The organism is Bradyrhizobium canariense (assembly GCF_018130465.1).
Classification (GTDB): Bacteria; Pseudomonadota; Alphaproteobacteria; order Rhizobiales; family Xanthobacteraceae; genus Bradyrhizobium; species Bradyrhizobium canariense_C.
On the sequence record NZ_JAFCKJ010000014.1, the window covers coordinates 1 to 26833 of the forward strand.

The following is a 26833-nucleotide window of genomic DNA, read 5'->3' on the forward strand; positions in this document are numbered from 1 at the left end:
ACCGCAAGCCCGGCTCGCGAACATGACGACCACAAGATCGCCCCTCAAGGATGAGCCGGGATGGGCGACACATACGCCAAAACCGAATTTCGGTAAAGTGGAATATTTTCGTGCGGGCTGATTGACAGCAGAGCGACACAGCAACAATCGCAGCCCAAGCGAGAGCTACCCGCCGAAATCCCTGGGGCTGAACGGCAAATCCATCACCTTCCATTCCCCGTATTTGTCGGCCGGCAGCATCTTGTAGGGCTGGCAGGCCTGAAGCGCGCTCATTGCGGACTTCACGAGCGCTACGCCCTTCGCGGACGGCGGGGCCTCGATCAGGATCGGCTCGCGCGCCAGCGTGCCGTCGGTCGCGAGCACGGTGCGCAGCTTGATGTTGACGTTGTCCGTCGGCGCGACCCCAGCCGGCAGCTTGGCGCAGCTTCGCAAGTGACGACGCAGCTCGGCGATGACTTCGGCGGGCAGCTTGGCTGCGATTGAATCCTTGGCGTCGCCGCCATCGTCCTTGGGGGCGTCTTTCGGCAGCTCCGGCGGCAATTCCGGCGGCAGGCCCAGCATGACGCCGTACTTGACGGTGACGTCGGGCTCCGGCGCCTGATAGGCCGGGGGCGGCGCGGCCTCTGGCTGCTGCATCGCTTGTGGCAATAGCTGCGGCGCCGGGGGCTGCGGCGTGGCCTGAGGCGGCGACATCGGCTGTTGCGGCGGTGACTGCGATGGCTGAGGCTGTGGCTGTTGAGGCTGCGGTTGCGTCTGCGCATTTGCCTCGCGCTGCTGCGGCGGCGTCTGTGCAGGCTGTGGCTGCGGCTGTTTCTGCTGCGGCTGTTCGGGCGAGGCCTGCTGCTTCGAGGACGGTGCCGCGGCCTGCTGCTTCGACTCGGGCTTCGGCGCGGTCGCCGCCTTGTCCTTGTCGGTGAAATCCAGCTTCGGCAGCTTCAGGTCAGGGGTCGGCTCCGGCGGCTTCGCCTTGAGCTCATCCTTGGCCTTCTCCTCGGCTTTGGCCTCCTCCTGCTTCACCTGCTCCGGCGTCACGATGCTGACGGAAACCGATTCAGGCGGGCTGGCGTGAAACGGATGGACTTCGCTGATCACGATGATCAGCGCGACCAGCGTCAGATGGGCGATCGCCGACGCTGCAATGTCCGTCCGTATGATCTTCCGCAGTTCCATTGCCTGACTTCAGGTTGCCAAGCTGGTCCTAGCATACGGCAGCCGCCTCTCAATCCCATTTTGGCGCGAAGCCGAAATCGGTCAGGCGGCCCCTGGGATTGGCCAGCGCGGCGATCTGGGCCATCTCGTCGTCCGAAAGCTCAAAATCGAAGATCTCGATGTTTTCCGACAGACGTTCGACGCGCGAGGTCCGCGGGATCGCAGCGACATTCTGCTGCACCAGCCAGCGCAGGCAGACCTGCGCCGGCGTCTTGCGATGGAGACGCCCGATCTCGGCGAGCGTCTGGTCGGTCTTGATCCGCCCCTTGGCGATCGGGCTGTAGGCGACCAGTGCAAGCCCGTGCTGATCGCAGGCCGCCCTCACCTTCGCCTGGTCGAGATAAGGATGGTATTCGACCTGGTTGCAGGCCAGCGGCTCCGGCGACAACGTCACCGCCTGCTCGATCAGCGCCACGGTGAAATTGGAAACGCCGATGTGGCGGGTCAGGCCCATGCGCTTTGCGTGCGACAGCGCGCCCAGCGTCTCCTCCAGCGGCACGTGCGAATTGGGCCAGTGCAGCAGCAGGAGATCGACGGAGGGAAGCCGCATCCGCGCCAGGCTCTCCTTGACCGAGCGCTCGAGATCGTGTGGCGCGAAATGATTGGTCCAGACCTTTGTCGTCAGGAAGACGTCGTCGCGGCGCACGCCGGAAGCGCGCAAGCCGTCGCCGACCTCGCGCTCATTGTCGTAGACCTGTGCGGTGTCGATGTGGCGATAGCCGAGCCGCAGCGCCTGCTCGACCACACGCGCGCACATGCGCCCGCTCAGCTCCCAGGTCCCCAGCCCTATCGCCGGTATCCTTGCGCCATCGGCCTCGACGAACAGCATGAGGAATCCTCTCTGTCGCGGTCGCCCCAAATCATCATCCAGCCGCCATTATGAACCCGGCCGGTGGCACTGCCAACGGAAGCTGCAGCCCACGGACGGGTTATTCAGCGCAATGCTAACGGGGGGTTGCGTCAGGCCTTCGCGAGCGCCTGGAACACGGTGTCGGGCGCATGCGCGATCACGGCGAGCAGCGCGCGGGCGGGTCCCCGCGGGGCCCGCTTGCCCTGCTCCCAGTTGCGGATGGTCTCGACGGGAACGCCGAGCTTGGCCGCGAACTCCATCTGGGTCAGGCAGGCGCGGCGGCGCAAATCGCGCACCGCGAGCGAAGAGCTGTCGGCCGGCACCGCATGGGTCGTGGGCTGGATTGGAAACTCCCGCCCGTCCCGTAACTCGACGATCCGTCCGTCCGCCTTCAGCCGCACACGCATGCTCATTCCCCCAAGCGGGTGTGATCATGCGGCAGGCCGCTTAAGTTCGGATTAAAGATGATGGCGGCCGTGCCCCGGACGCGACGCAGCGCTTCTTCAGCGGTGCGCCGCAGAGCCGGGGCCCATCTCGCCGCAGTGTACCGTGTCGCTTTCTGGGTCCCGGTTCTGCGCAGCAACGCGAAGCGCGTTGCAGCGCGCCCGGGACACCAGACCTACCTCAATCCGAACCACAGCGTCGCGATGCCGAGGAAGGAGAAGAAGCCGACGACGTCGGTGACCGTTGTCACGAACGTGCCGGAGGCCACGGCCGGATCGGCCCTGACACGTTCCAGCGCCATCGGGATCAGGATGCCGCCGAGCGCGCCGGCGAAGAGGTTCACGATGATGGCGAGCCCGATGACGATGCCGAGGCCCGGGATCCTGAACCAGGCCACCGCGGCGACGCCCGTGATGACGGCAAAGGCGAGACCGTTGACGAGGCCGACCAGCCCCTCGCGCATCACCACGCGCCAGGCATTGGAGGAGCCGAGCTCGCGCGTCGCCAGCGCCCGCACCGCGACCGTCATGGTCTGGGTCGCGGCATTGCCGCCCTGGCTTGCGACGATCGGCGCCAGCACGGCGAGCGCCACCATCTTCTCGAGCTGGCCCTCGAACAGGCCAAGCACGGAGGACGCCAGAAAGGCGGTGGCGAGATTGACCAGCAGCCAGTTGAACCGCGCGCGTGCAATGGTGAACACGGTGTCGGACAGCTCTTCGTCGCTGTTGACGCCGCCGAGCGCCTTGAGGTCCTCGTCCGCCTCTTCCTCGATGACGTCGACGACGTCGTCGACGGTGATGACACCGACGAGGCGGTCCTGGGTGTCGAGCACGGGGGCTGCGACGAGATTGTACTTGCCGAACATGCGCGCCACCTCCTCCTGGTCCTCCAGGACGGAGACGCGGCGGCGATTCTCGTCGGTCAGCTCGGCAAGCGCCACCGGGCGGCGGGCGCGGAGCAGCACGTCGAGTGAGACCGCGCCCTGCCAGTGCTGTTCCTTGTCGACGACGTAGATCTCGTAGAAGCGTTCAGGCAGATCCGGCGTCTCGCGCATGTAGTCGATCGCCTGGCCGACGGTGAAATCCTGCGGCACCGCGATGAACTCGGTCTGCATCCGGCGACCGGCGGAATTTTCCGGATAAAGCAGGCTGCGCTCGAGCGCGACGCGCTCCTTGAGCGGCAGCTTCTCGAGAATCTCCTCCTGCTCGGCCTCGTCGAGGGTTTCCAGCAGCTCGACCGCGTCGTCGGATTCGAGCTCGCGGACACCCTCCGCGACGGTCTCCGGCGGCAGTTCCTCGAGGATCTCCTCGCGCACGCCCTCGTCGAGCTCGTTCAACGCGGAGAAGTCGAAATCGCGCCCCGTCAGCTCAACCAGGCGGACCCGGTCGTCGGGCTCGAGAGCCCCGATCAGATCGCCGAGATCGGCCTCGTGCAGCTCGGCAACGCAGGCGCGCAGCGCGGCGCTGTTGCCGGTCTCGATCGCATGGGCGATTTCCTCGACGAATTCGTGACGAATTTCGCCGTCTTCATTGCGCATCGGTACGTGGTCGAGTACCGAATCCGCGGCAGACGCGGCACCGTCCATATGTTCATCCATGGCGCGCCTCGCCGTTTGACGGGTTGGATCAGGTGGTCTGAGCTGACGGTTCAGGCAATACCCACAAGGCAATAGCGAGCGCAATGACAAAGATGCTTCGACTGAGGTGGACCTCGATGTCGGCAGGCGCAGTCCTCGCCGCCCTCACCGGCATCGCCTCGACCGAAGCCGCCGAGTGCCCGCGCAAGGACGCGCTCGGCACCTCCCGCATTCTGAGCGTCGACGCCAAGACCACGCCGCGCGTGGGCCTGAAGAGCTTTCCGCAGACGTTAGCCCTCGCCGATCACGAGGTCGTGCTGACCTTCGACGACGGACCGCATCCGCCGACGACGTCGAAGGTCTTGGCGGCGCTGGCGCAGGAATGCGTGCGCGCGACCTTCTTCCTGATCGGCCTGCACGCCTCCGAACACCCGGACATGGTCAAGCGCATCGCCCGCGAGGGCCACAGCATCGGTCACCACACCTTCTCGCATCCGTTCATGGCGCGGATCCCGCTCGACAAGGCGAAGAGCGAGATCGACCGCGGCATTGCCGCCAACGAGATGGCGCTGCACGGCACGTCGACGACGACACCCTCGACGCCGTTCTTCCGGTTTCCCTATTTCGAAGCCACGCAAGCCGAGCTCGACCTGCTCCAGTCCCGCGGCATCGTGGTGTTCGGGGCTGACCTGTGGGCCAGCGACTGGAACGAGATGACGCCGGAGCAGGAATTGAAGCTCGTCACCGAGCGTCTCGCCGCTGCCGGCAAGGGTATCATCCTGTTCCACGATCCCAAGGCGCGCACGGCCGCGATCATGCCGGCCTTCCTGCGGTATCTGAGGGAGAACGGCTATCGGGTGGTTCACATCGTGCCGGCGGGCACATCACAGAAGAATGCCGACGCGCATTGATGCCGGAATGTCACGCCGGCGCAAAATGGGGTGATTTGGGCCCTATTAACAGTCTGTTCATGCTACGCCATGCAAGTATCGAGGGGACTTGTCTTGGCAGCCGTTCATGGCAGCCGTTCTGGCAGCCGTTCTGGCAACGGTTCTTGGCACGGTTCTTGGCAACGGTTCTTGCGCCTGAACCGTTTCCTGATGTCTCCGACCTACTATGGCGGCAATCGCGTAAGAGGGCAGACGGGATTCATGATCGGAAGTAGCGTTGTTGTTCGGACGCGATCGTGGACCGTCCTTTGGCTTGGCAGATTCCTTGGCAGATTCCTCGGCGGATTCCTTGGTGTCCTGACCATCGGCTCGCCGGCGGCCGTTGCGGCCGACTGCCCCGGCCATCCGGACGCGCTCGGGACGTCCCGCACTCTCGTGGTCGATCCGCACGAGCACCCCCGCATCGGCACCATGCAGTACCGCGAGACGCTGCCGCTGAAGGACCACGAAGTCGTCCTGACCTTCGACGACGGTCCGTTGCCGAAATATTCCAATCAGGTGCTGCAGATCCTCGCCGACGAGTGCATCAAGGCGACCTTCTTCATCATCGGCGGCCAGGCCAAGGCGAACCCGGAAGGCGTGCGCAAGCTGGTGGCCGCGGGCCATACCGTCGGCACCCACAGCATGACGCATCCGCTCACAATGGACCGGATGCCGATCGAGAAGGCGGAGACCGAGATCAACGGCGGCATCGAGTGGACGTCGGCCGCAATGACCGATCCGTCCAAGCTCGCGCCGTTCTTCCGCATTCCCGGCCTGATGCGCGCCGACGGCGTCGAGAACCTTCTGATCTCGCGCGGCATCCAGGTCTGGAGCGCCGATTTCCCGGCCGACGACTGGCGCCATGTGTCGTCCGACCGCGTCTATCAGCTCGCGATCCAGCGGCTTGAGGCCAAGGGCAAGGGCATCCTGCTGCTGCACGACATCCAGGCCCGCACGGTGGCGGCGCTGCCGAAGATCATCCGCGACCTCAAGGCGCGCGGCTATCGCATCGTGCACGTGGTGCCCGCGACCGCCGAGCGGCCGGCGACGCCGACAACGCCGGTGGAATGGCTGCTGCATCCGCCGACCGAGACTGTGCCGATCGCGCGCTGGCCGGCCGTGCCGAACTTCGTGTTCGCGCAGACCAGAACGCTCCCGGCGCCCTCGCTGGCCGACCTCAACGCGCAGACCGAGCATCAACCGCTGCTGCCGCGCAAGACCATGGCGCTCGCCAATGTCGCGGCCACCCTGCCCGTGCCCGGCCGCGATCTCTTTGCGATCCCAGAGGGCTCGGTCGAGGTGCTGCTGTCGACGACCTTGTCGCGGCGCGCCGCGACGCGGCTGGCAATGGCAGCCGAGACGCCTCGTGCGGCCAAGGGCAAGGCCGGCAAGTCACACGCTCCCCGCGCCGCGCACGCTGCTGCACATGCCGCACCGAAGCATGCAGCGCAGGCCAAGAGCACGGCTTCCAAGAGCACGGCCCCGAAGAGCGCCGCGCCTCGCCCGACCCGCGTGGCGAGCCTGAAGAAGCGCGCGCAGTAGAGCCTACTGCCGCATGATGTTGGCGACGCAGAGCAACACGATCAGCGCCAGGAAGAACAGGTCCATATAGGACTTGATCTCGCCGTCGCGCCGCAGCCGCGCGACATCGACCACGACCTGCTTGCGCACACTCGTTCCGCCCGCGCCGTCATTGATCGGGGCCTGAAGGCGCTTGGTCTCGGCTTCCAGCTTCTCGATCTTCTGATAGAAATAGAACGCCCGCAGCGTCGAGGCCGCGCGCATGCCGGTATAGACCAGCACCAGGATCGCGATGATCGCCCGATTCTGGTATTTCTCCATGAAATTCAGGCTGAAATAGACCATCGCCATGAATGCGAAGTTGGTCACGAAGCGATAGACGAAGCTTAGAAAGACCATGCGGGCTCAAGCCTTGGGGGTAGCGCAACCGGATCGCGTTGCGAATGCGGGGATCAGGGGGCCCAGACCGGAAACAGCCGGCCTGGATGCCGTGCAGGCCCGTCTACGCCAATTTTGTTTCAACAAAGATACTATCGCCCCTGCAATGCCGCCTTTTAGCCACGCGCGGCCATAATGCAAGCCGGAGCACGGCCCGTCGGCCCGTTCCGCGCGCCGCAATGGCTCGATGGAGATTTGGCCGAAGCCGCGATAGACTATCGCCACCACATGCGGAGTCTGCCGATGCCGAAGAAGGGAATCACCGGCCACGACGACTGGGTTCTGACCGAGGCGCTGGCGACCGCGCTGGTCGCGCTGGAGCAGCTCGAAACCAAGCACCAGCCGAACGCGCATATGGACGACCTCCGCAAGATGCTCTCGAACGGCAAGGAGCCGGCAGCGGTGACCCTGCATCTCGCCCAGGCCAAATGCCGGCTGTTTCCCGACCTCGATCCGCTGGAGATCTACCGGGAATACGGCATCGGCGAGGAATATGGCTGAGGGCGCTGTTGACCGGCCGGACTAGGGTCCGCCGGCGACCGATCCCGCGATCACCATGACCAGCGCGGCCAAGTCGATCCTGCCGTTGACGACAAGCTCCTCCGAGGCTTTCGCATCGTCCGCGCGTTCGACCTGCAGCGATTGCGGCTGGATGGCCGCCTGCCGCTTTAGCTCCTCGACGATGGCTTCCGTGAGTTTCTCTTCCAGCATAGGCTTGTCCTTCCATTCAGTTCCGATCGATTGGGAGCCACCGCCATCCGGAGAGCGATCATGCCAGCCGCCGCGGCAGGCTGTGGTGGACCGTGCAGGCAGCGACCGCGGCGTGGCCGAACGCGACCGATATCTGGTGCAGGTCGGTGACGACGTCGCCGATCCCGTAGAGCCCGTCGACCGAGGTGCGCTGATGGTCGTCGACTTTCAGGTAACCCTCCCCGGTATGTTCGGCCCCCAGCGTCACCGCAAGATACGAGCGTACCTCGGCCCCCATCGCGGGGTAGACCATCTCGAATTGCGCCGTCCGGCCGTCGGCGAAGACGGCTTCGACGCTGTGGTCTCTCCGCCTCAGGCGCAGGCCGGGCGCAACCACGACCTCGACACCCGCTTCAGTCAGCTCCGATGCTGCGGCCTTCCCGTCATCCTGTCCGGTCGCGAGCAACGTCACGTCGCGCGAGTAGCCGCGCAGGAACAGCGCCTTGGCGGCGGCACGGTGAAGCGGACCGACAATGCCGATGCGGCGGCCGATCGCCTCGAAGGCGTCGCAGACGGGACAGTAGCGCAACAGCCCGTCCGCGACCGCGGCGCGCCATTCGTCGAACGGCGGATGGGTGTCGACGATGCCGCAGGCAAGGATGACAGTGGCGGCCTCATGCGCGCCGCCGTTCCAGATCGCCTGAAAACCCTGGTCGTGCCGCCGCAAGACAGTGACCTCGGCCTCAACCCGCGTGACCGCGAACTCGCCCAGTTGCGCGGACATGCGCGCGAGCAGGTCGGTGCCCGATAGGCCGTGGACGAAGCCCGGCACATTGTGACTGCGCGGGATCAGCGCCGCCCGGCTCGCGCCTGCGTCCACGACACAGACGCGGCGCCGAAATCGCGCGAGGTAAATCGCGGCCATCAGCCCGGCGGGGCCGCCGCCGACGATCAGGCAGTCATGCGACCGATCATCACCAGTCATTTGGGATTGGGATCGGAAAGGCCTGCACCGGGCTCCCGAAGGTGTTCGCTTCGGGATCGACGAACCCTGTAGCGGCGCTCGAAGGCGTCGCGCGAGAGCTTGACGGATGGCATCCCTTGGCGAATGTCGGCGTCCGTCATGCAGGCTCCTGGCGCGATCGGTACAGTCCGACCAACCCGGGGCGCAGCGCGCGGTTCCTCGCCCCCTCTATTGGCGAACAACTTCCGGCGATAGATCGAATCGCGCGATGCGTCGGTCCAGCCGCCACAGTTCGATGCAATGCATCAGCACGAGCGAGGCGGCCTCGCGCTTGGCCTGCTCATCATCGTCGCAGACCAGGTCGACGCTTCCGAACACCTGCCCGTCCGGATCAATCTGGAACGCGCGGTAATGCTCGAGGCTCCGCACGGTCACGGTGCTCGTCTCGGGCAGACGGCGCGCTCAGCCAGTCCGTCAGGTTCAAGGTCGCCTCGTTCTGGTTGGCGCGTCGTAGCAGCAACTCGCGCTCCTTGCCGGGCGGCAGGCTGCGCGCACGCGCGCGAGCGTTTTCGACGAATATCGCCAACCGCTCGTGGAGCGATTGGGTCTGCTTCCTGCGGTTGCGTTTGGCGGTCATTGTACTTTCGCAAAGCACTTTGGATGGAAGGAAATTTGGCCCCGGCGGGAGTTGGGCGTCGGGGCCAGGTTTCGTGCCGGTTGGGGCGGTCCAGCCCGGCAGCGTTTGCAACTTCGGCGGCAACCGCGGGTTCCGGCATTTCAATAAATTTACGGTGCGTGATTTTTCCAGCGCGAAGGACAGCGTGGAAACGGCAGGCCTCACCGGGCGGCGAAGCGGCGTTGCCTGGGGCACCATCCCGGCGGCGCGCTGGACGTTTCGCGTCGCCCGCTTCTATTCCGGCGGCTGTAGCCCCGGCGACCGCAGCCACTCGCTCATCTGAGAACCGGTTTCCGCTTGACGCGCCTTGCGCAACATCTCGTCGCGCGCAGCCCCGGGCGGAAGCGACTTGGCCTGCTCGCGAAGCCGCTCGGCCTCCGCGGCCAGGCGCATTTCCAGTGCATCCGTTTGCTTGACACGACGCCGCGTCAACATGAGGAGTTCTCCCTGTTCATGGGCAGAGCGCGCCGTTGCGTCCATCTCCGACGGCTTCCATAGCCAGACCGGACCGCAGGCTCAACGTTTTGGACCGCGAACGGTTTCTCCACGCCTCGGGCAAGGGATCGGAGGTCCTCCTCTTCCCGCAACATCGCGCTTTCCATCACCACTCGGCGCTGCGCGAACGATAGAAGTCTTCGGGACGAAAGCGCCTTTGCGTAAGTTACGTAAGTTACTCAAAACCAGCCGTCCGCTCAAAATCATCCGCGCACGCTGACCTGGATCGAGTAGCCGCCGACCGGGTACGGTCTTCGGCCGAAGACCCACGAGTCGCTTCCAAGTGAGAGAGCGTTCAGCCCCGCCGATAGAATTGCAGATAGCTCGGCGAGAACAGCGCCGCGTCCTTGAGCGCATCGAGATCGGTGATGGTCAGCGTGCGATCGCGCAGCACGATCAGGCCGGAGGCACGCAGCTCCTGAACCGTGCGATTGAGATGGACGACCGACAGCCCGGTGGCATCCGCAAGATCCATTTGCGTCACCGGCATCACGCAGGAATTGCCGTCGACCAAGCCGACGGGGCGCAGCCGCTCGATGATCTCGCAGAACAGATGGGCCACGCGTTCAAAGGCCGTTCGGCGGCCGAGATTGATAGCCCATTCGCGCTGGATGGCGTTGTTGACGAGGGTCTCGCACCAGAACGCTTCTGCCAGCGAGCGATCACTCGCCATCAGATCCTCGAACCGCGCGCGCTTGATTTCGGCGTAGACGACCGGCGTCATCGTCGCGATGGAGTGATCCATCACCGACAGCAGGAACGCGTACGCGTCGCAACTTTCGCCGGGGAAGAGAAAATTGACGATCTGGCGCCGGCCGTCCTCGAGCGTCTTGTAGCGGCAGAGCCAGCCCGACAGCACGAGGCGGACGCTGTCGACCGGATCGCCCTCCGAGATCAGATCCTCGCCCGATCCTGCGCGCTGGATTCCCTCGAACATTGCATATTCGAGCGAGGTGCGGGCCTCAGTCGACAAGGGCATCAGCACGTCCAGCCGGCGAATGGCCGGGCTCACCAGGCTGCGTTCTGGCGTCGACAAGGACATCAACCGGCCGCCGCCGGCGTATGGAGCGCCCGCTTGCTGAGGGGAATGGTGATCGTGCATTGCAGTCCCTGGGGATTGAATGCCATCGTGGTTTGCCACTTGAACTCGAACGCAAACCCCGAGATGGGATCGCAAGTTCCTATGGGTTCAAAACCTTGCTTCGGCCTGTGCGTCGATGAATCGACGTAGGACGAAACAGCCATGCACGGCTCTCGGTCCGGCGCACACGATCGCGCATCCACGCCCAGCATCCCTGAGAATGCTCCGGCTTACATCGAGCGGGGCGCACGATGAGCGGATGATGGCCGAGGAATGTCCCGTGGCACTCGTCTGCGGCTACGGCTGGGACCGAACGGTACGCGCCGGCTGAAGCAGCGACGGCGACATCTGGTCGGGCCGACGGGCTGCGGCCTGTGCGGCGTCGACAGCTTGCTCGGATCGCACAGTGCGTCGAGCAGCCGGCGAGCCTCACGCCGCATAGATCAGGCTCCCGAGCCTCGACCGCAGCGGCGAGACCCCTGGCACGGGCGAATCGAGGGAAGTCCGGCATCAGTGGAACGGAGAAAGTTCGTCGCCGACGTTGCACGGCGACGGCGTGGCAACATGCCATGTCACATCAGAAAAAAATGAAGGATTTCAATGCCAATGTGGCCAAATGGTGCGCTCGGAGGGACTCGAACCCCCACGATTTTACTCACTGCCACCTCAAGGCAGCGCGTCTACCAATTCCGCCACGAGCGCTTTGGGGATGCCGGCTTGAGGCCTGAAGGCCAGCCGGATCAACGGCGCCGATCTAACAAATCCATCAGAGGGGTACAAGCCTCCAAAGGCCCTGAATTCCACAAGCTTTGCAGGAAAGTTCTGGCCCCTTGCCCCGGGCATCGGCCTTTACCGTGTGCCCGGGCCGCTACCGCGTGCCCGGCGTGCGGGGCAGCATCTGCTTGACCTCGACCGCGATCCGGTTGCGATCGACCAGCACGACGCCGGAGGCGACCGGCAGATTATTGGCCAGAACCTTGACCTCGTCGGCCTCGGTTGCGTCCAGCTCGATGATTGCACCGCGGGAAAGACGCAATACTTGATGGATCGGCATGGTGGTCGTCCCGAGGACGACCATGAGATCCACGGTGACTTTGTCGAGAGTAGGCACTTCAGCACCACCGCAACTTGGGACTAGGACTAGGGACTTGGTATTTGCGCCTGGGATCATCACCCGGTTATGGTTAGCCAATGGTTAATTCACCCAAAAACCACCGCCAAGACCTCGATTTGGCGTCGTTTTCCGCCGCAGACGGCGACCCCGTGGAGTGGCGGATTTCGGACGCGCCCGTGCCCTATCCGGAGGCCGTGGCCGAAATGGAGGCGCGCGTCACGGCGATCGCGGCCGATGAAGCCCCGGAGCTGGTCTGGCTGCTCGAACATCCCCCGCTCTACACCTCCGGCACCTCGGGCAAGGCCACCGACCTGCTCGATGCGCGGTTCCCGACCTTTGCCACCGGGCGCGGCGGGCAGCTCACTTATCACGGGCCCGGCCAGCGGGTGGCCTATGTCATGCTCGACCTCAAGCGCCGCCGGCCGGACGTGCGGGCCTATGTCGCGAGCCTGGAGGAATTGATCCTGCGGACGCTCGGCGCCTTCAACATCCGCGGCGAGCGGCGCGAGGACCGGGTCGGCGTCTGGGTCAAGCGGCCCGACAAGGGACCCGAGCACGAGGACAAGATCGCGGCGATCGGCGTCCGGCTGAAGCGCTGGGTGTCGTTCCACGGCATCGCCATCAATGTCGAGCCGGAGCTTTCGCATTTCGCCGGCATCGTGCCCTGCGGCGTCGCCGATCCCCGCTACGGCGTCACCTCGCTGGTCGATCTCGGCCAGCTCGTGACGATGACCGATGTCGACGTCGCGCTCCGGCAGGCCTTCGAGGAGCTGTTCGGGCCGACCCGGGCGCTGCTGCCGGAAGCAGTCTAACGCTTTCCGTAGAGCGCCCGCCTCTCTCATTTTCCGCCGACGCGGAATCGGCTACGCTTGATCCCGGCGCCGCCCACGCCTCCCCCCTCCGCCGGGAAAGCAGACCTCATGCCGGGCGACTAAACCATCGGACCGACTGTTCGAGCGCCAGGCATAAGGAGGGGTTGCGATCATGCTCGCAATGGGAGGTTCTCTCGATGAAGCTGTCTGCACCGATCTATCATCTGAAGCGAAGAGCGAAGCGCATGTCGCGCGAGGAAGGCATTCCGCTGCACGATGCGCTCGACCGCACCGCCGCGACGGAAGGATTTTCCGCCTGGAGCATGCTCGCGGCGAAAGCTGCCGCGGCGACGCCGGCCAACAGGCTTTTCCCGCAATTCCAACCGGGTGACCTGGTGCTGGTCGGGGCGCGCCCCGGCCAGGGCAAGACCCTGATGAGCCTCGAACTTGCCGTGGAAGCGATGCGGTCGGGCCACCGCGCCGCGTTCTTCTCGCTCGAATACACCGAGAAAGACGTTCTGGATCGCTTTCGGATGATCGGCGTGGAGCCGGCGCAATTCGAAAAACTGTTCGAGGTCGATTGCTCCGACGCCATCAGTGCCGACTACGTCGTCAAGCAGATGGGCGCGGCACCGCGCGGCACGGTCGTGGTGATCGACTATCTGCAACTGCTCGACCAGCGGCGGGAAAACCCCGACCTCACCGTTCAGGTGCGCGCGCTGAAATCATTCGCGCGCGACAAGGGATTGATCGTCGTCCTCATCTCGCAGATCGACCGTTCCTATGATCCCGCGGTCAAGCCCTGCCCTGACCTCGACGATGTCAGGCTGCCGAACCCGCTCGACCTGAAGCTGTTCGACAAGACCTGTTTCCTGAACAATTCCGAAGTTCAGTTTCGAATAGCGGGCTGACGATCCCTCGCAACCGGTTCAGGCCGCGGGTGCGATTGTTCACCCGCGGCCTCCGTCCTCACGCCTTTTCCGGCGAAACCTCGAGCTTGCCGGCGATGTAGCGCCGCTCCTGGGTCAGGCCGCCAAAGCCGTAGGCATCGCCCTTGACCTCGTCGACGTGCAGATAGGTCTCGTGATGCAGCGGGCCCAGGATCCCGGCCATGCGCTTGAACATCGCGGCAAGATAGGCGGCCTTCTCGTCCTTGGTGTTGGTGCCTTCGCTGACGTGGATGTCGATCCAGTAGCTCGCGAGCTTTTGCTCGGCGAGCGACTTGCCGCCGGCGAACCAGTCGCCCGCATCGACCGGCTTCACGATGATGGCGGTGACCTCGGGGTCCTTGTGCAGGATTTTTGCGGTGAGCTCTGACACGGCGTTCGCGATGTCGGCCTTCAGCGAGGGCGACTGGCGCGAGGTGGTGTAGGACACGGTGATCAGCGGCATGGTCGTTCTCCTCATGATGTCGCGCGGTTCGCGCGGCGTTGGTGAGAAGCTAGACCTGCCCTCGACATTTTGGTATCTTATCTCTGTTGATAGCAGTGATAAGATATCTTAATGACAGCAACACTCGACATCGCCACCGTCCAGGCCTTCCTGCTGGTCGCCGACCTCCAGAGCTTTACCCGCACAGCCGAAGCGCTCGGCACGACGCAGGCGGCGGTCAGTCTGAAGCTGCAACGGCTGGAAACGCTGCTCGGCAAGCGCCTTGTCGAGCGCTCGCCGCGCGCGGTCCGGCTCACGGCGGACGGCGCGACGTTCCTCGATCGCGCCCGCGCGCTGATGCAGGCGCATGACCGCGCGCTGTCGGGCGAGGCCTCAGTCGCGCAGTCGCTCTCGCTTGGCATCTCCGACCATGCTGCGGGGCCGGAACTGGTACCGCTGCTCGAACGGCTGCATGCGATGTCCTCGAACCTCACGCTCGCCGTCACCATCGGCTTCTCGCGCGAGATGCAGGAGGCTTATGACGCCGGCCAGCTGGATGCGGTGATCGTGCGCCAGGAAGGCAGCCGCCGCGGCGGCGAGAGGCTGGCCGAGGACGAGTTCGGCTGGTTCGCGTCAAGACGCTTTGCCTTGCCGAAAGGCGAACAGCTGCCGCTCGCGACGCTTGCCCCGCCCTGCGGCGTCCGCGCCATCGCCGTGCGTGCGCTCGACAAGGCCGGCATCGCCTGGCGCGAACGCTTCGTCGGCGGCGGCGTCACGGCGGTGGTCGCGGCCGCCCTTGCCGGACTTGCGATTGCGCCACTGGCGCGGCGGATCGCACCTCCCGGATTGGTCGATGTCGGCCCCGCCAACAAGCTGCCGAAACTCGGCAGCTCGAAGGTGATGCTGCATTCGAAGGTCAGCGATCCCGCCAAGCTTGCGGCGCTGCGCGCGGTGGCCGCCACGTTTCGGAGCGTGGCGGCGGTCTGACGCCGCGCGGCTTTACAAGATCGCCTCGAACGCACTGCGCAGCGTCTCGTGCCGGAACACAAAGCCGCGGCTCAGCGCCTTGTTCGGCAGCACGCGCTGGCCGCCGAGCAGAAGCTCGTCGGCGAAGCCGCCGCCGATCCGGCGCAGCAGGCCGCCGGGAATGCGAAACACCGCCGGCCGATGCAGCCGGCGGCCAAGTTCTTCCGTGAATTTCGCGTTGGTGACCGGGATCGGCGCGGTGGCGTTGACGGGCCCGGTGAGATCGGGCGTCGCGATCACATAGGCGATCAGCCGGATCAGATCGTCGCGCTCGATCCAGGACATCCACTGCCGCCCGGTACCGAGCGGGCCTCCGAGCCCGAACTCGAACGGTGTCAGCATGCGCGTGATGAAGCCGCCTTCCGTGCCGAGGACAAGGCCGATGCGCAAATTGACGACGCGGACGCCAAGCTCCCCTGCCGGCCGTGCCGCCGTCTCCCAGGCCGCGCACAGCTCGTGACTGAAGCACGCATGAGACTTCGCCGATTCCGTCAGCACCTGGTCGGCCCACAGGCCGTACCAGCCGATCGCGGAGCCGCTGACGAGCACCTCGGGCTTGCGCTCGAGCCGCGCGATCAATTTTACGATCTCGCCGGTCATGTCGATGCGCGAGCTGAGGATCTTCGCGCGCTTCGCCTCGGTCCACAGGCCGTTGCCGATCGGCTCGCCGGCGAGATTGACGATGGCGTCGATAGGCGTGTCCGATGCGAGCTGATCGAGGCTGGTGATCAGCGTGACCGGCGGCGGCAGCATCTCGGCCTTCGCGGGATTGCGGATCAGCGCGATGACGTGATGCCCTGCCCCGCTGAGGCTTGCCGCAAGGCGGCTGCCGATGAAGCCGGTGGCGCCTGATATCAGCACGGTCTTGGGGCCGGACAGCTTTTCGACGAGTCCATGCGCTGGAACGCTTTTCATGCGGCCGAGCCGGCGCATCGCCGCAAAATCCCTGACACCGCACAGCGCCGCGCCGACCGCACACGCCGTCGCGGCGATGCTGAGCAGGCCCTGGTACACGACTGTCACGCCGAACGGCTGCATGGTCCAATCGATCAGCACCGGCAGCAGCAGCACCAGGATGGCGCCGTAATTGATCGCGAGCAGCGTGTGATTGATCCGCTCGCTCGGCGGCAGTTTTCGGCTCAGATCCTCCTCGACGAAATCCATCAGGGTGATGACGATCTCGGCCCCCAGCACCGCGACGATCAGCAGCGCCAGCACGCCATGGACCTCGAGCCAGCCGAGCAGCAGGAACAGGAGCGCATAGAGCATGTTGCGGATGCCGTGCAGCTTCAATTCGAAACGCTGCGACGGGCGCCAGGCCAGGCGCTCGGTGAATTCGTGATGATAGAAGGTGTCGAACACGCCCATCACGATCTGGATGGCGATGAGCGTCCACATGAGCTGTGTCATGACACGGCCTCCCTGAACGTGGCGGACTGGTGGATCAGCGCGCCGTAACGCGGATGGACGAGATCGAGGGTGAAGCGGAACGCGCCCTCGCCCAGGTCGCTGTGCGTCACCGTGAGATCGCCCGGGGTCAGCCATCGCGGCAGCGGAATCCACAGGCGTCCAAGCTGGAGGCCGTAGCCGGCGCTGCGAAACGTCAGCGTCTGGTCCTCGACCGCGATGCGGAGCGCCATCGAGACGCCGAAGCCGACATATTCCTCGAGCCCGGTCGGGCCGGCAAAACGCTTGGCGGAATGGATCACTTGCGGAAAGCCGCGCTTGCGCGCGCAGATGCGCGTCCAGGTCTGGCCGCCGCCCCCGGCATCTTCCGTCACCGTGACGATCATGGGGACGCCGGTGTCGCGGCCGGTCGGCAATGGGCCGCCGATCAGGCGCGCGGCTTGGGCGAACCACCAGCCGATATCGCTGAAGCCGATCTCGTCGACCACGCCGACATAGACGACGCTGTCGCCGTCGGCGACGCGTTTCGAAAAGCGCCGCCAGGTCGCCAGCGGCAGCCGGCCCCAATCCTCGTCCGACAGCAGCGCGCGGAAGCGGCGATCGTCGAGCAGTTTGATGTGAGCGGAGGGAGCTGCGTTGGAGCCTGATAATCGAGCCGACGTCATCGCACCCTCCTCAGAACTATTTGGCCTTGCCCAGCGGCAGCAGGTTGGCGATCTTCTCGCCAAGCCGCATCAAGGCGGCCAGCCGCGGCCGCGGCACCTTCAGCATCTGCATGAACCAGTGGTCGGCGAGTTCGGTGAAGGCGAGCATCTCCTTCAGCCGTTTGCTCGCGACCGGATTGATGGTCGGATCGTCGGCGGCATCGGACACGCAGGCCCTCAGCGCTGTGATCGCCGGATCAAGCTCCCGCTCCTTGCGCCGCGCCGCGATTCTGGCAGCGACCTCCCAGATGTCGGTCTCGGCCTCGTAATGGTCGCGGCGATCGCCGAGGATCGGGACGCGCCGGATCAGGTTCCAGGCAAGCAGCTCCTTGAGCGAGTTGGAGACGTTGGAGCGGGCCATGCCGAGCGTGTCGGCAATGTCCTCCGCCGTCATCGGCGCTTCGGTGAGATAGAGCAGCCCGTGGATCTGGCTGACCGAGCGATTGACGCCCCAGCCGTCTCCCATGTCACCCCAATGCAGGATGAAGCGTTCGACCGCGGCTGGGAGTTTCTTCTTTCCGGTTATTTCTGTCATAACAGAAATATCTGACGGACGCGACCGACTGTCAAGGAGCAATCGGCTGGCTTGCGCCCTGCATACCGGCTCGCGATATTGCTTAAAAATGTTCCAGGCTCGGGGAACAACCCGCCACCTGCGGCGTTTGCTCCCGTCGAGGCAGGGTCCGGGAATGGTCGAGAAGGTCAGTCAGCAGAGAGACTTGTTCGAGAGCGAACGCAGTTTCCGCCTGTTGGTTGAAGGAGTAGCCGACTACGCCCTCTACATGCTGGATCCCACCGGCATCATCACCAGCTGGAACATCGGCGGCGAGCGCATCAAGGGCTATTCTCCCGGGGAGATCCTCGGCCAGCACTTTTCACGTTTCTACACCGAGACCGACCGCGCCAACGGCAGGCCCGCCCGTGCGCTCGGCATCGCGCGGGAAAAGGGCCGCTACGAGGAGGAAGGCTGGCGCGTCCGCAAGGACGGCACCTTCTTCTGGGCGAGCGTCGTGATCGATCCGATCTTTGAGGACGGCGTCCTGGTCGGCTTCGCCAAAATCACGCGCGACATCACCGAGCGCCGCAACACCCAGATCAAGCTCGAGGCGATGCAGAAGCAGCTCGCCGAATCCCAGAAGTTCGATGCGCTCGGCCAGCTCACCGGCGGAGTCGCCCACGACTTCAACAATCTCCTGATGATCATCAGCGGCAGCCTCCACATGCTGAAGCGAGGGGCCGACGACGAAGCCAAGCTTCAGCGCGCGATCTCGGCCATCGAGACCGCCACCAAGCGCGGCGCGGCGCTGACCAACCAGCTCCTCACCTTCGCACGACGGCAGAGCGTCAATCCGCAGGCGATCGACTTGGCCGACCGCATCGAGGCGATCCGCGAGGTGCTCGATGCCGGCGTTGGCAGCTCCGTGGGCCTGGCCTTCGACGTCAGCCGCGAGATTTGGCCGATCAGGACCGACGTCTCCGAGCTCGAGACCGCGCTGCTCAACCTCGTCATCAACGCCCGCGACGCGATGCCCGACGGCGGCACGGTGACGATCGGTGCGCGCAATCTCGTGCTCGACGAGCCCCCCCTCGCCGGCGAATTCGTCGCGATCGACATCACCGATACCGGACTCGGGATTCCCTCCGACGTTCTCGACAAGATCTTCGAGCCGTTCTTCACGACCAAGCCTATCGGAAAAGGCACTGGCCTCGGTCTCTCCCAGGTGCACGGCTTCGCTCACCAGGCCGACGGCACGGTGCGGGTCGCGAGCACGCTCGGCAAGGGTACGACCTTCACAATCCTCCTGCCGCGCGGAGAAGACGCACCATCGCGCGAGGCGGCGGCAGAACCGGCGTTCCACGGCAGCGGCACGGTGCTGCTGGTCGAGGACAATCCGGACGTCGCCGCCGTCAGCATCGGTCTTCTGGAGCAGCTCGGCTATCAGGTGCGCCGGGTCGCGGACGCCGAAGCCGCCTTGCACGAGATCGAGGAGAACGGCGTCGATTTCGTGTTCTCGGATATCGTCATGCCCGGCAAGATGGACGGGCTCAGCCTCGCCCATCACCTCCGCCAGATCCGCCCCGGCCTGCCGATCCTGCTCGCCACCGGCTACAGCGACGTCGCCGCCGGCGTGCGCGGCGATTTCCCGATCCTGCGCAAGCCCTACGAGATCCACGAATTGAGCGAAGCGATCGCCAAGCTGCCGCGGTGATTCTTCAGCTAGACCGTCGGCAACACCGAGAACGCCTCCCCTGCCCGGCGCAAGTTCAGCTCATCGACGTCGGCCGTCTCGCTGGTGACGCTGTCTACGCGCGAGGACGGCGGGCCGTGTCGGCACAGCGCAACCATGTCGGCGACGTGGTTCGGCGATCCCGCGAACAGCGCTTCGACGCTGCCGTCGCGGCGGTTGCGGACCCAGCCTTCGAGACCGCACGTCGTCGCCTGGTACTCGACCCAGGCCCGATAGCCGACGCCCTGCACGCGGCCGCGGATCATGACCTGGAGGATCGCCCGGCTCATTTTTTCAATCCGAGAACATCGGCGCTGCGCGCCTTGACGTCGGCTTCGCGCATGACGCGGCTGGTCAGGTCCGACGATGGGAGACCTCTAAGATTCTTCGGCGCAGTGCCGTCGCGCAGCGCCTTCTGCGTCTCGTAGACGGCCTGCGTCGCGGCCGCGATCGGCGCGTGGCCCTGGAGCGCGATGCGCACGCGCTGGCCAGTGAGATAATCGAGCACGTTCAATTCCTCCGGTGCGCCGCCGAGCACGATCGGCAGGTGCGTGGCGGATGCGACCGCCTCGAGCTCGGCGCGCGACTTGATGCCGGTGAAGAACAGCGCATCGACGCCGGCGGCCTCATAGGCCCTGGCGCGGCGGATCGCATCCTCGATCGAGCTGATCGAGGCCGCACCGGTGCGACCCATGATGACGAGCGAGGGATCGCCGCGGCCGTCGAGTGCCGCCTTCATCTTGCCGACGCCCTCCTCCAGCGAGATCAGCTGCGTCTTCGTTTCGCCGAAGCCCGCCGGCAGCAGCGTGTCCTCGATGGTGAGGCCGGCGGCGCCCGCCGTCTCCAGCTCCTGCACCGTGCGGCGCACGTTGAGCGCATTGCCATAGCCGTGATCGGCATCGACCAGCACCGGAAGTGCCGCCGCACGCGACATCCGCCGCATCTGCTCGGCAAGCTCGGTGAGCGTGATCAGCGTGATGTCGGGGTCGCCGAGCACCGCGAGCGAAGCCACCGAGCCGCCGAACATGCCGAGCGGGAAACCGAGATCCTCGGCGATACGGATCGAGATGGCGTCGTAGACCGAGCCGGGATGGACGCAAGTCCCGCCCGACAGGATCGATCGCAGTTTTTCGCGACGGGAACGAAAGGCCATGGTGATGTCTCGGTTAGTGCGAATTGCGTCCCGCCGTCGTCCTGGCGAAAGCCAGGACCCATTACCACAATTGGATATGGTGACAGAGAATGACGGCCACCATCGCCGTCAACAACTACTCCCTGGGGTAATGGGTCCTGGCTTTCGCCAGGACGACATTGAGGCCCCTACGCAAATTCCAAAATCAGCGCGTCCACCGCGAGCGTCGCGCCGGCGCTGGCGTGAATCTTCTTCACCGTGCCGTCCTGCTCGGCGCGCAGCACATTCTGCATCTTCATGGCTTCGACCACTGCGAGCGTCTCGCCCGCCTTGACTTCCTGCCCTTCGGTCACCGCGATCGAGACCACGAGACCGGGCATCGGACAGAGCAGCTTCTTGCCGGTGTCGGCAGCCGTGGTCACCGGCATCAGCCGCGCCGAGGCTGCTTCCGCTTCGGTCCAGACATAGACCGGCACCTCGACGCCCTGATGCGCGAGGCGGATGCCGTTCGCGATCGGGCGCACCTGCACCGCGACGATGTGCCCGTCGATGGTGCCCTGCCAGACCGGATCGCCCGGCTTCCACGGCGACTGCAACAAATGCGAATTGCCGGCCTTGCCGTCGGCATCGACGAAACGCACCGCGACCGCCTCGCCCTCGCGCGCGACCTCCAGCAGGATTTCCTGGCGGTCGAGCCAGACCGCACGGCGACGCTCGCGCTGCACGATGCGGCCACCCATCTGCCCCGAGATCTGCCGCTTGCGCTCGCCGAGCACGTGATCGATGGCGGCGCCGACCGCCGCAAGCCGCCGCGCGACCTCGCCTTCCGGCACGCGCACGGCAAAGCCCTTGGGGAATTCCTCGGCGATGAAGCCGGTGGAGAGCCGGCCTTCGCGCCAGCGCGGATGATGCATCAGCGCCGACAGGAACGGGATGTTGTGACGGATACCGTCCACATAGAACGAGTCCAGCGCGGTCGCCTGCGCCTCGATCGCGGCCGCGCGCGACGGCGCGTGGGTGACGAGCTTGGCGATCATCGGATCGTAGTGGATCGAGATCTCGCCGCCTTCCTGCACGCCGGTGTCGTTGCGCACGGTGATGCCGTCCTGGCTCGCTTCCGCCGGCGGACGGTATTTCACCAGGCGCCCGATCGAGGGCAGGAAGTTGCGGAACGGGTCTTCGGCGTAGAGGCGCGACTCCACGGCCCAGCCCGTCAGCGTGACGTCCTTCTGCGTGATCGCGAGCTTCTCGCCGGCGGCGACGCGGAGCATCTGCTCGACGAGGTCGACGCCGGTGACGAGTTCGGTGACGGGATGCTCGACCTGGAGGCGCGTGTTCATCTCCAGGAAGTAGAAGCTCTTGTCCTGCCCCGCGACGAATTCGACGGTGCCGGCAGAGTCGTAATTCACGGCCTTGGCGAGTGCGACCGCCTGCTCGCCCATCTTGCGGCGGGTGGCTTCGTCGAGCAACGGCGACGGCGCTTCCTCGATGACCTTCTGGTTGCGGCGCTGGATCGAGCATTCGCGCTCGCCGAGATAGATCACGTTACCGTGCTTGTCGCCCAGCAGCTGGATCTCGATGTGGCGGGGGTCGACGATGAACTTCTCGACGAAGACGCGGTCGTCGCCGAACGAGGCCTTGGCCTCGGCCTTGGCGAGGTTGAATCCCTCTGCGACCTCGGACGTCGAATGCGCGATGCGCATGCCCTTGCCGCCGCCGCCGGCAGAGGCCTTGATCATCACGGGATAACCGATCTCGTCGGCGATCTTGACCGCGTGCGTGGCATCCTCGATGACGCCGAGATAGCCGGGCACGGTCGAGACTTTTGCCTTCGCGGCGGCCTTCTTGGATTCGATCTTGTCGCCCATCGCCGCGATCGCGCCCGGGTTGGGGCCGATGAAGACGATACCGGCCGCCTCTAGCGCACGCGGAAACGCCTCGCGCTCGGACAGGAAGCCGTAACCGGGATGCACGGCCTCGGCGCCCGTCTTGCGGCAGGCCTCCACGATCTTCTCGATCACCAGATAGCTCTCGGCCGCGGCCGGCGGGCCGATCAGCACGGCCTCGTCGGCCATCTCGACATGGAGGGCGTCGCGGTCGGCCTCGGAATAAACCGCGACCGTTTGAACTCCCATGCGGCGAGCGGTCTTGATGACCCGACAGGCGATTTCACCGCGATTGGCGATCAGAATGCGTTTGAACATGCTTTTCTTGAGTCTCGACCTTGGGCGGGACCCATCCCTGGCCGTTGGGGCCTATGGGATGGGCCGTGTGGCTCCCGTGGTACATCAAAATCGGCCGGAGGCAACGGTCAAAATCCGGGTCCTCTGGCGTACCAGCGCAAGACCGAAACGGGCCTGGCGGGCCCCGGACGGGCTACGGCTTCCCGGGCTTGGCCACGTTCCGGACCAGGCCGTGAATGAAGCCGAGCTTGTCGACAACGGTCGGCGAGAGGATGAACGGATAGAGGTCGCGCATGCCCATGGCGCGGTTGACGCTGTTCATGGCGAAGGTGAAGGGCAGCCATGCGTTGACGATCGCCTCGACGTCCCTCGCCTCGTAAGGGTTGAAGCGGATGCGCGTCGTCAACTCCCCGTCGCGGTCGACCTTGGGGCGCACCTCCATGCCGAACTCGGAGGCCATCTCCAGGGTGTCGACGATGTGGAGATAGTGCGCCCAGGTTTCGGCGAAATCCTCCCAGGGATGCATGGTCGCATAGGCCGAGACGTAGTTCTGCTGCCAGTCCGGCGGCGCGCCTTCGGCATAGTGGCGCTGCAAGGCCTGGCCGTAATCGGCGGAATCGTCGCCGAACACGGCGCGGCATTCGTCCAGCTTGCCGCCGTCGCGCACCAGCACGTCCCAGAAATAGTGCCCGACCTCGTGGCGGAAATGCCCAAGCAGCGTCCGGTAGGGCTCGCCCATCTCCAGCCTGCGCCGCTCGCGCTCGATGTCGTCGGTCTCGGTCAGCGCGATCGTGATCAGGCCGTTGTCGTGGCCAGTCAGAACCTTCTGCCCGCTCTGCGGATCGTCGGCGAGGAAATTGAAGATCAGGCCGTGTTCGGGATTGTCCTGCCGGGTCTGGAGCGGCAGCTTCCAGCGGATCAGGGAATAGAACAGCCGGTGCTTCGCCACCTCCAGCTCGCGCCAGCCGGCGAGTTGCGCCTGATCCGACAGGTCCGGCACGATGCCGTTGTGGCGGCAGGCGCGGCAATAGCCGGTGGTATCACCTGCATCCGTCAGCCAGTTGCAGGAATCATATTCGGCATTGCGGCACGGCATGCGTCCCCTGCCCTTGTCGGCGAGCGTGGCCCAGACCTCGCCGTCGGGCTCGATCGCTGACATCGTCTCCTTTTCGGGTAGGAAGGCGACCCGATGGCCGCAGCGTTCGCAGGCGCGGTTCTCGAAATACAGGACGTTGCCGCAGGCCTGGCAGACAAAGAGCTTCAAGATTTAGCCTCTTCGGAATGGGAGTTTTTTGAATGAAAGTTGTGGCGCCTCGCAGATACGCGCGCGGGGGCTCATCGTTCCAATGTTCGGAACAAATAGCCAGACCCGGCGTTCGTTCATACCAACCACACTGCATTCGGCGACGCCTTTCTTTCCATATTCCCTTTGAGCAATGGCCTTCACGCTTCGTCTGTGTGAATATCGGTCCGCCACGTGCGCTCTCGCATCACAACGGCCAACGCCTTGAACGATCCTTTGCCCGAGACCATCGCCGCCGAAAGGCTGCGCCAGCACCTGGAAGACGTCGCGCGCGAGCGCGACAACGCCTATCGCGCGCTCCAGGAGCGCGAAGCCGAGCTAGCGCGCATCCAGCGCATCGGCAAGGTCGGCGGTCTCGAGGTCGACTTCCGCGAAGGCTTCAAGAACCGCCGTTCGCCGGAATATCTGATGCTCCACGGCCTGCCGCCTGAGGCCGCCGACGAGTCGCACGAGGACTGGATCAATCGCATTCATCCCGACGACCGGGACGCGACCGTCAGACATTTCCTCGAGGCGCTGGCCGGCACCAGCGAAGACTACACCGCCGAATACCGCATCATCCGTCCGAGCGACGGCGAGACCCGCTGGATCCGCGTCGTCGCCAAGATCGAGCGCGACGGCGACGGCCGCGCCATCCGCCTCGTGGGCGCCCATATCGACGTCACCGACCAGATGCTGGTGCGCGAGACCCTGCGCGAGAGCGAGGAGCGCTTCCGGCTGATCGCCGACAGCGCGCCGGTGCCGATCTGGGTCACGAAACTCGACCGCACACGGTCCTTTGCCAACCAGGCCTATGTCGATTTCGTCGGCCTGCCCTACGACCAGGCGATTGCCTTCGACTGGCGCAAGGTGCTGCATCCGGACGACCTGCCGCATGTGCTGCAGCAGTCCGTCCAGGGTGAAGCATCGCTCAAACCGTTCGTGCTGGAAGCCCGCTACAAGAACGCCGACGGCGAATGGCGCTGGCTGCGTTCGGAATCGCAGCCGCGCTGGGACCCGACCGGCAGGCACATCGGCTTCATCGGCGTCGCCCATGACATCACGGTGGCCAAGCAGGCCGAGATCGAGCTCCGGCAGCTCAACGAGACGCTGGAAGAACGCATCGTCCAGCGCACCGCCGAGCTCGAATCCAACGAGGCGCGGCTGCGTGCGATCCTGGAGACCAGCAACCAGTATCAGGGCCTCGTCAATCTCAGGGGCGAGCTGCTTTACGCCAACACGACCGTGCTCGACGCCATCAAGGCGAGCTCTGCGGACGTGATTGGAAAGCCGTTGTGGCAGACGCCCTGGTTCAGCACGACGGAGGGCATGAGCGCGCGGGTGCGCGAGGCCTTCGACACCGTGCTCAAAGGCGAAGCCGTGCGGCTGGAGATGCGCCTGCGCCTTCCCGTCGGCGAGCGCGATTTCGAGTTCGGCATGCGCCCGGTGCTCGACCGCCACGGCAACATCACCGGCGCGGTGCCCGAGGCGGTGGACATCACCGAGCGCCGCCGCGGCGAGGAAGCGCTGCGGCAATCGCAGAAGATGGAGGCGATCGGCCAGCTCACCGGCGGCGTCGCGCACGACTTCAACAATCTGCTCACCATCATCCGCTCGGCCACTGATTTCCTGCGCCGCCGCGAACTGCCGGAGGAGCGCCGCCGCCGCTATGTCGATGCCATCTCCGACACCGTCGAGCGTGCCTCCAAGCTGACCGCCCAGCTGCTGGCGTTTGCACGGCGGCAGCCGTTGAAACCGCAGATCTTCAACGTCGGCAGCCAGGTTGAAGGCGTCGCGCAACTGGTCCGCCCGCTGGTCGGTGGCCGCATCGAAATCGCGGTGGAGGTTCATGATGGCGACTGCTTCACGGTCGCCGATATCGCGCAATTCGAGACCGCGCTGATCAACCTCGCCATCAACGCCCGCGACGCCATGGACGGCGAAGGCCGCCTCACCATCGCAGTCCGGAAAGTTCAGGGCATCCCCAGCCTGCGCGCGCAATCGGCGCGCGGCGGCGACTATGTCGCGATCTCGGTCGCCGACACCGGCAGCGGCATCGCGCCGGAAAACATCGAGACCATCTTCGAACCGTTCTTCACCACCAAGGAGGTCGGCAAGGGCACCGGCCTCGGCCTGAGCCAGGCCTTCGGCTTCGCGAAGCAGTCCGAGGGCGACATCGCCGTGACGAGCACGCAGGGTGAAGGCGCGACCTTCACCATCTATCTGCCGCAGGCGCAGAGCCCCGCGACGGATCAGGAAGCCGCAGCGCTGACCTATGAGGCCGCGGCCACCGGGCGCGGCTATCGCGTGCTGGTGGTGGAAGACGATGACGAGGTCGGCCGCTTCTCCACGGAGCTCCTGGAAGACCTCGGCTATGTCGTCCGCCGCGTCGCCAACGCCAATGCGGCTCTCGCCATCCTCGGCGAGAACGAGTTCGCCGTCGACCTGGTCTTCTCCGACGTCATCATGCCCGGCATGAACGGCGTCGAGCTCGCCGGCATCATCCGCGAACGCTATCCGGGGCTGCCCGTCGTGCTCACCTCTGGTTACAGCAACGTTCTCGCCGAGAACGCCCATCGCGGTTTCGAGCTGATCCAGAAGCCGTATTCGGTGGAATCGCTGTCGCGCATTTTGCGCAAGGCGATCACGACAAAGCTGTCGGTGACGCGGTGAGCTTCTTGTCGTCCCGGCGAAGGCC

General features: G+C 65.4%; 30 protein-coding genes and 1 tRNA gene. 9 read left to right on the forward strand and 22 right to left on the reverse strand.

The window, feature by feature from the left end:
- Positions 1 to 165: 165 nt before the first annotated feature.
- The 4 genes from JQ591_RS28400 to mgtE all read right to left on the reverse strand — a co-directional run bounded on the left by JQ591_RS28400 (position 166) and on the right by mgtE (position 4100).
- Positions 166 to 1170 (reverse strand): hypothetical protein, encoded by a 1005-nt coding sequence (locus JQ591_RS28400; RefSeq protein ID WP_211399314.1) that lies wholly within the window; start codon positions 1168 to 1170, stop codon positions 166 to 168.
- 49 nt (positions 1171 to 1219) lie between these two features.
- Positions 1220 to 2038, reverse strand: coding sequence for an aldo/keto reductase (locus tag JQ591_RS28405; RefSeq protein WP_211399315.1), 819 nt, complete (start codon positions 2036 to 2038; stop codon positions 1220 to 1222).
- 131 nt (positions 2039 to 2169) lie between these two features.
- Positions 2170 to 2472 (reverse strand): helix-turn-helix domain-containing protein, encoded by a 303-nt coding sequence (locus tag JQ591_RS28410; protein ID WP_211399316.1) that lies wholly within the window; start codon positions 2470 to 2472, stop codon positions 2170 to 2172.
- Between the two features lie 206 nt (positions 2473 to 2678).
- On the reverse strand, positions 2679 to 4100 hold the full coding sequence (gene mgtE, locus JQ591_RS28415) for a magnesium transporter (protein ID WP_211399317.1): 1422 nt from the start codon (positions 4098 to 4100) through the stop codon (positions 2679 to 2681).
- Positions 4101 to 4216: 116 nt separating this feature from the next.
- Here mgtE and JQ591_RS28420 point away from each other — a divergent pair, with 116 nt between their 5' ends.
- Entirely contained in the window at positions 4217 to 4990 is a 774-nt protein-coding gene (locus JQ591_RS28420; protein WP_211399318.1) for a polysaccharide deacetylase family protein, read from the forward strand.
- Positions 4991 to 5230: 240 nt separating this feature from the next.
- Positions 5231 to 6553, forward strand: a complete 1323-nt coding sequence (locus JQ591_RS28425; protein ID WP_211399319.1) for a polysaccharide deacetylase family protein — start codon at positions 5231 to 5233, stop codon at positions 6551 to 6553.
- A 3-nt stretch (positions 6554 to 6556) separates the two neighbouring features.
- Here JQ591_RS28425 and JQ591_RS28430 read toward each other — a convergent pair whose 3' ends face one another.
- The gene (locus JQ591_RS28430; protein ID WP_211399320.1) at positions 6557 to 6931 is read right to left on the reverse strand and encodes a hypothetical protein; all 375 of its coding nucleotides are present in this window, start codon (positions 6929 to 6931) and stop codon (positions 6557 to 6559) included.
- 282 nt (positions 6932 to 7213) lie between these two features.
- Between JQ591_RS28430 and JQ591_RS28435 the strand changes: the two genes are divergently transcribed.
- A complete protein-coding gene (locus JQ591_RS28435; RefSeq protein ID WP_249137850.1) occupies positions 7214 to 7471 on the forward strand; it encodes a hypothetical protein in 258 nt (85 codons plus the stop codon).
- Between the two features lie 21 nt (positions 7472 to 7492).
- Here the strand turns inward: JQ591_RS28435 and JQ591_RS28440 are convergent, their stop codons facing one another.
- The 4 genes from JQ591_RS28440 to JQ591_RS28455 all read right to left on the reverse strand — a co-directional run bounded on the left by JQ591_RS28440 (position 7493) and on the right by JQ591_RS28455 (position 9059).
- On the reverse strand, positions 7493 to 7681 hold the full coding sequence (locus JQ591_RS28440; RefSeq protein WP_211399321.1) for a hypothetical protein: 189 nt from the start codon (positions 7679 to 7681) through the stop codon (positions 7493 to 7495).
- A 58-nt stretch (positions 7682 to 7739) separates the two neighbouring features.
- A complete protein-coding gene (locus JQ591_RS28445; RefSeq protein ID WP_211399322.1) occupies positions 7740 to 8645 on the reverse strand; it encodes an NAD(P)/FAD-dependent oxidoreductase in 906 nt (301 codons plus the stop codon).
- A complete protein-coding gene (locus JQ591_RS28450; RefSeq protein WP_211399487.1) occupies positions 8642 to 8785 on the reverse strand; it encodes a hypothetical protein in 144 nt (47 codons plus the stop codon). The genes JQ591_RS28445 and JQ591_RS28450 overlap by 4 nt, the downstream gene beginning before the upstream one ends.
- A 67-nt stretch (positions 8786 to 8852) precedes the next feature.
- Positions 8853 to 9059: a hypothetical protein gene (locus JQ591_RS28455; protein WP_249137852.1), complete on the reverse strand. Its 207-nt coding sequence runs from the start codon at positions 9057 to 9059 to the stop codon at positions 8853 to 8855.
- Positions 9060 to 9415: 356 nt separating this feature from the next.
- Between JQ591_RS28455 and JQ591_RS28460 the strand changes: the two genes are divergently transcribed.
- Positions 9416 to 9583 carry a hypothetical protein gene (locus JQ591_RS28460; protein WP_211399323.1) on the forward strand — a complete coding sequence of 56 codons (168 nt, stop codon included), beginning with the start codon at positions 9416 to 9418 and terminating at the stop codon, positions 9581 to 9583.
- On the opposite strand, the gene JQ591_RS35480 is transcribed toward JQ591_RS28460, so the two are convergent.
- The 5 genes from JQ591_RS35480 to JQ591_RS28480 all read right to left on the reverse strand — a co-directional run bounded on the left by JQ591_RS35480 (position 9535) and on the right by JQ591_RS28480 (position 11987).
- On the reverse strand, positions 9535 to 9735 hold the full coding sequence (locus JQ591_RS35480) for a hypothetical protein (RefSeq protein WP_249137854.1): 201 nt from the start codon (positions 9733 to 9735) through the stop codon (positions 9535 to 9537). The two genes, JQ591_RS28460 and JQ591_RS35480, sit on opposite strands and share 49 nt — an antisense overlap.
- A gap of 355 nt (positions 9736 to 10090) precedes the next feature.
- The gene (locus tag JQ591_RS28465; protein WP_211399324.1) at positions 10091 to 10837 is read right to left on the reverse strand and encodes a Crp/Fnr family transcriptional regulator; all 747 of its coding nucleotides are present in this window, start codon (positions 10835 to 10837) and stop codon (positions 10091 to 10093) included.
- Positions 10837 to 11040, reverse strand: a complete 204-nt coding sequence (locus JQ591_RS28470; RefSeq protein ID WP_211399325.1) for a hypothetical protein — start codon at positions 11038 to 11040, stop codon at positions 10837 to 10839. The genes JQ591_RS28465 and JQ591_RS28470 overlap by 1 nt, the downstream gene beginning before the upstream one ends.
- Before the next feature lie 453 nt (positions 11041 to 11493).
- Positions 11494 to 11578 (reverse strand) — tRNA-Leu (locus tag JQ591_RS28475).
- Positions 11579 to 11744: 166 nt separating this feature from the next.
- Entirely contained in the window at positions 11745 to 11987 is a 243-nt protein-coding gene (locus tag JQ591_RS28480; protein ID WP_011088012.1) for a FliM/FliN family flagellar motor switch protein, read from the reverse strand.
- A gap of 80 nt (positions 11988 to 12067) precedes the next feature.
- Between JQ591_RS28480 and lipB the strand changes: the two genes are divergently transcribed.
- Positions 12068 to 12802, forward strand: coding sequence for a lipoyl(octanoyl) transferase LipB (gene lipB / locus JQ591_RS28485; RefSeq protein ID WP_211399326.1), 735 nt, complete (start codon positions 12068 to 12070; stop codon positions 12800 to 12802).
- Between the two features lie 197 nt (positions 12803 to 12999).
- A complete protein-coding gene (locus JQ591_RS28490) occupies positions 13000 to 13713 on the forward strand; it encodes a DNA helicase (RefSeq protein WP_211399327.1) in 714 nt (237 codons plus the stop codon).
- A 58-nt stretch (positions 13714 to 13771) separates the two neighbouring features.
- Here the strand turns inward: JQ591_RS28490 and JQ591_RS28495 are convergent, their stop codons facing one another.
- The gene (locus JQ591_RS28495) at positions 13772 to 14194 is read right to left on the reverse strand and encodes a tautomerase family protein (RefSeq protein ID WP_211399328.1); all 423 of its coding nucleotides are present in this window, start codon (positions 14192 to 14194) and stop codon (positions 13772 to 13774) included.
- Positions 14195 to 14305: 111 nt separating this feature from the next.
- Here JQ591_RS28495 and JQ591_RS28500 point away from each other — a divergent pair, with 111 nt between their 5' ends.
- The gene (locus tag JQ591_RS28500) at positions 14306 to 15160 is read left to right on the forward strand and encodes a LysR family transcriptional regulator (RefSeq protein ID WP_211399329.1); all 855 of its coding nucleotides are present in this window, start codon (positions 14306 to 14308) and stop codon (positions 15158 to 15160) included.
- Positions 15161 to 15172: 12 nt separating this feature from the next.
- Here the strand turns inward: JQ591_RS28500 and JQ591_RS28505 are convergent, their stop codons facing one another.
- From JQ591_RS28505 to JQ591_RS28515, 3 genes are read right to left on the reverse strand one after another with little or no spacing between them, the layout of a single operon-like run.
- Entirely contained in the window at positions 15173 to 16609 is a 1437-nt protein-coding gene (locus tag JQ591_RS28505; RefSeq protein ID WP_211399330.1) for a TIGR01777 family oxidoreductase, read from the reverse strand.
- Entirely contained in the window at positions 16606 to 17271 is a 666-nt protein-coding gene (locus JQ591_RS28510; protein ID WP_211399331.1) for a DUF4166 domain-containing protein, read from the reverse strand. The genes JQ591_RS28505 and JQ591_RS28510 overlap by 4 nt, the downstream gene beginning before the upstream one ends.
- 16 nt (positions 17272 to 17287) lie before the next feature.
- Positions 17288 to 17845, reverse strand: a complete 558-nt coding sequence (locus JQ591_RS28515) for a GbsR/MarR family transcriptional regulator (RefSeq protein WP_211399332.1) — start codon at positions 17843 to 17845, stop codon at positions 17288 to 17290.
- 154 nt (positions 17846 to 17999) lie between these two features.
- Between JQ591_RS28515 and JQ591_RS28520 the strand changes: the two genes are divergently transcribed.
- Positions 18000 to 19520, forward strand: coding sequence for a PAS domain-containing sensor histidine kinase (locus JQ591_RS28520; protein ID WP_211399333.1), 1521 nt, complete (start codon positions 18000 to 18002; stop codon positions 19518 to 19520).
- A gap of 8 nt (positions 19521 to 19528) precedes the next feature.
- Here the strand turns inward: JQ591_RS28520 and JQ591_RS28525 are convergent, their stop codons facing one another.
- From JQ591_RS28525 to JQ591_RS28540, 4 genes are all read right to left on the reverse strand, one after another.
- On the reverse strand, positions 19529 to 19828 hold the full coding sequence (locus JQ591_RS28525) for an acylphosphatase (protein WP_211399334.1): 300 nt from the start codon (positions 19826 to 19828) through the stop codon (positions 19529 to 19531).
- Entirely contained in the window at positions 19825 to 20691 is an 867-nt protein-coding gene (locus JQ591_RS28530; protein ID WP_211399335.1) for an isocitrate lyase/PEP mutase family protein, read from the reverse strand. The genes JQ591_RS28525 and JQ591_RS28530 overlap by 4 nt, the downstream gene beginning before the upstream one ends.
- A gap of 167 nt (positions 20692 to 20858) precedes the next feature.
- The gene (locus JQ591_RS28535; RefSeq protein ID WP_211399336.1) at positions 20859 to 22874 is read right to left on the reverse strand and encodes an acetyl-CoA carboxylase biotin carboxylase subunit; all 2016 of its coding nucleotides are present in this window, start codon (positions 22872 to 22874) and stop codon (positions 20859 to 20861) included.
- A 172-nt stretch (positions 22875 to 23046) separates the two neighbouring features.
- Complete coding sequence (locus tag JQ591_RS28540) at positions 23047 to 24117, reverse strand: zinc-binding metallopeptidase family protein (RefSeq protein ID WP_211399337.1); 1071 nt, start codon at positions 24115 to 24117, stop codon at positions 23047 to 23049.
- Between the two features lie 213 nt (positions 24118 to 24330).
- Between JQ591_RS28540 and JQ591_RS28545 the strand changes: the two genes are divergently transcribed.
- On the forward strand, positions 24331 to 26808 hold the full coding sequence (locus tag JQ591_RS28545) for a PAS domain-containing hybrid sensor histidine kinase/response regulator (RefSeq protein ID WP_211399338.1): 2478 nt from the start codon (positions 24331 to 24333) through the stop codon (positions 26806 to 26808).
- Positions 26809 to 26833 lie beyond the last annotated feature (25 nt).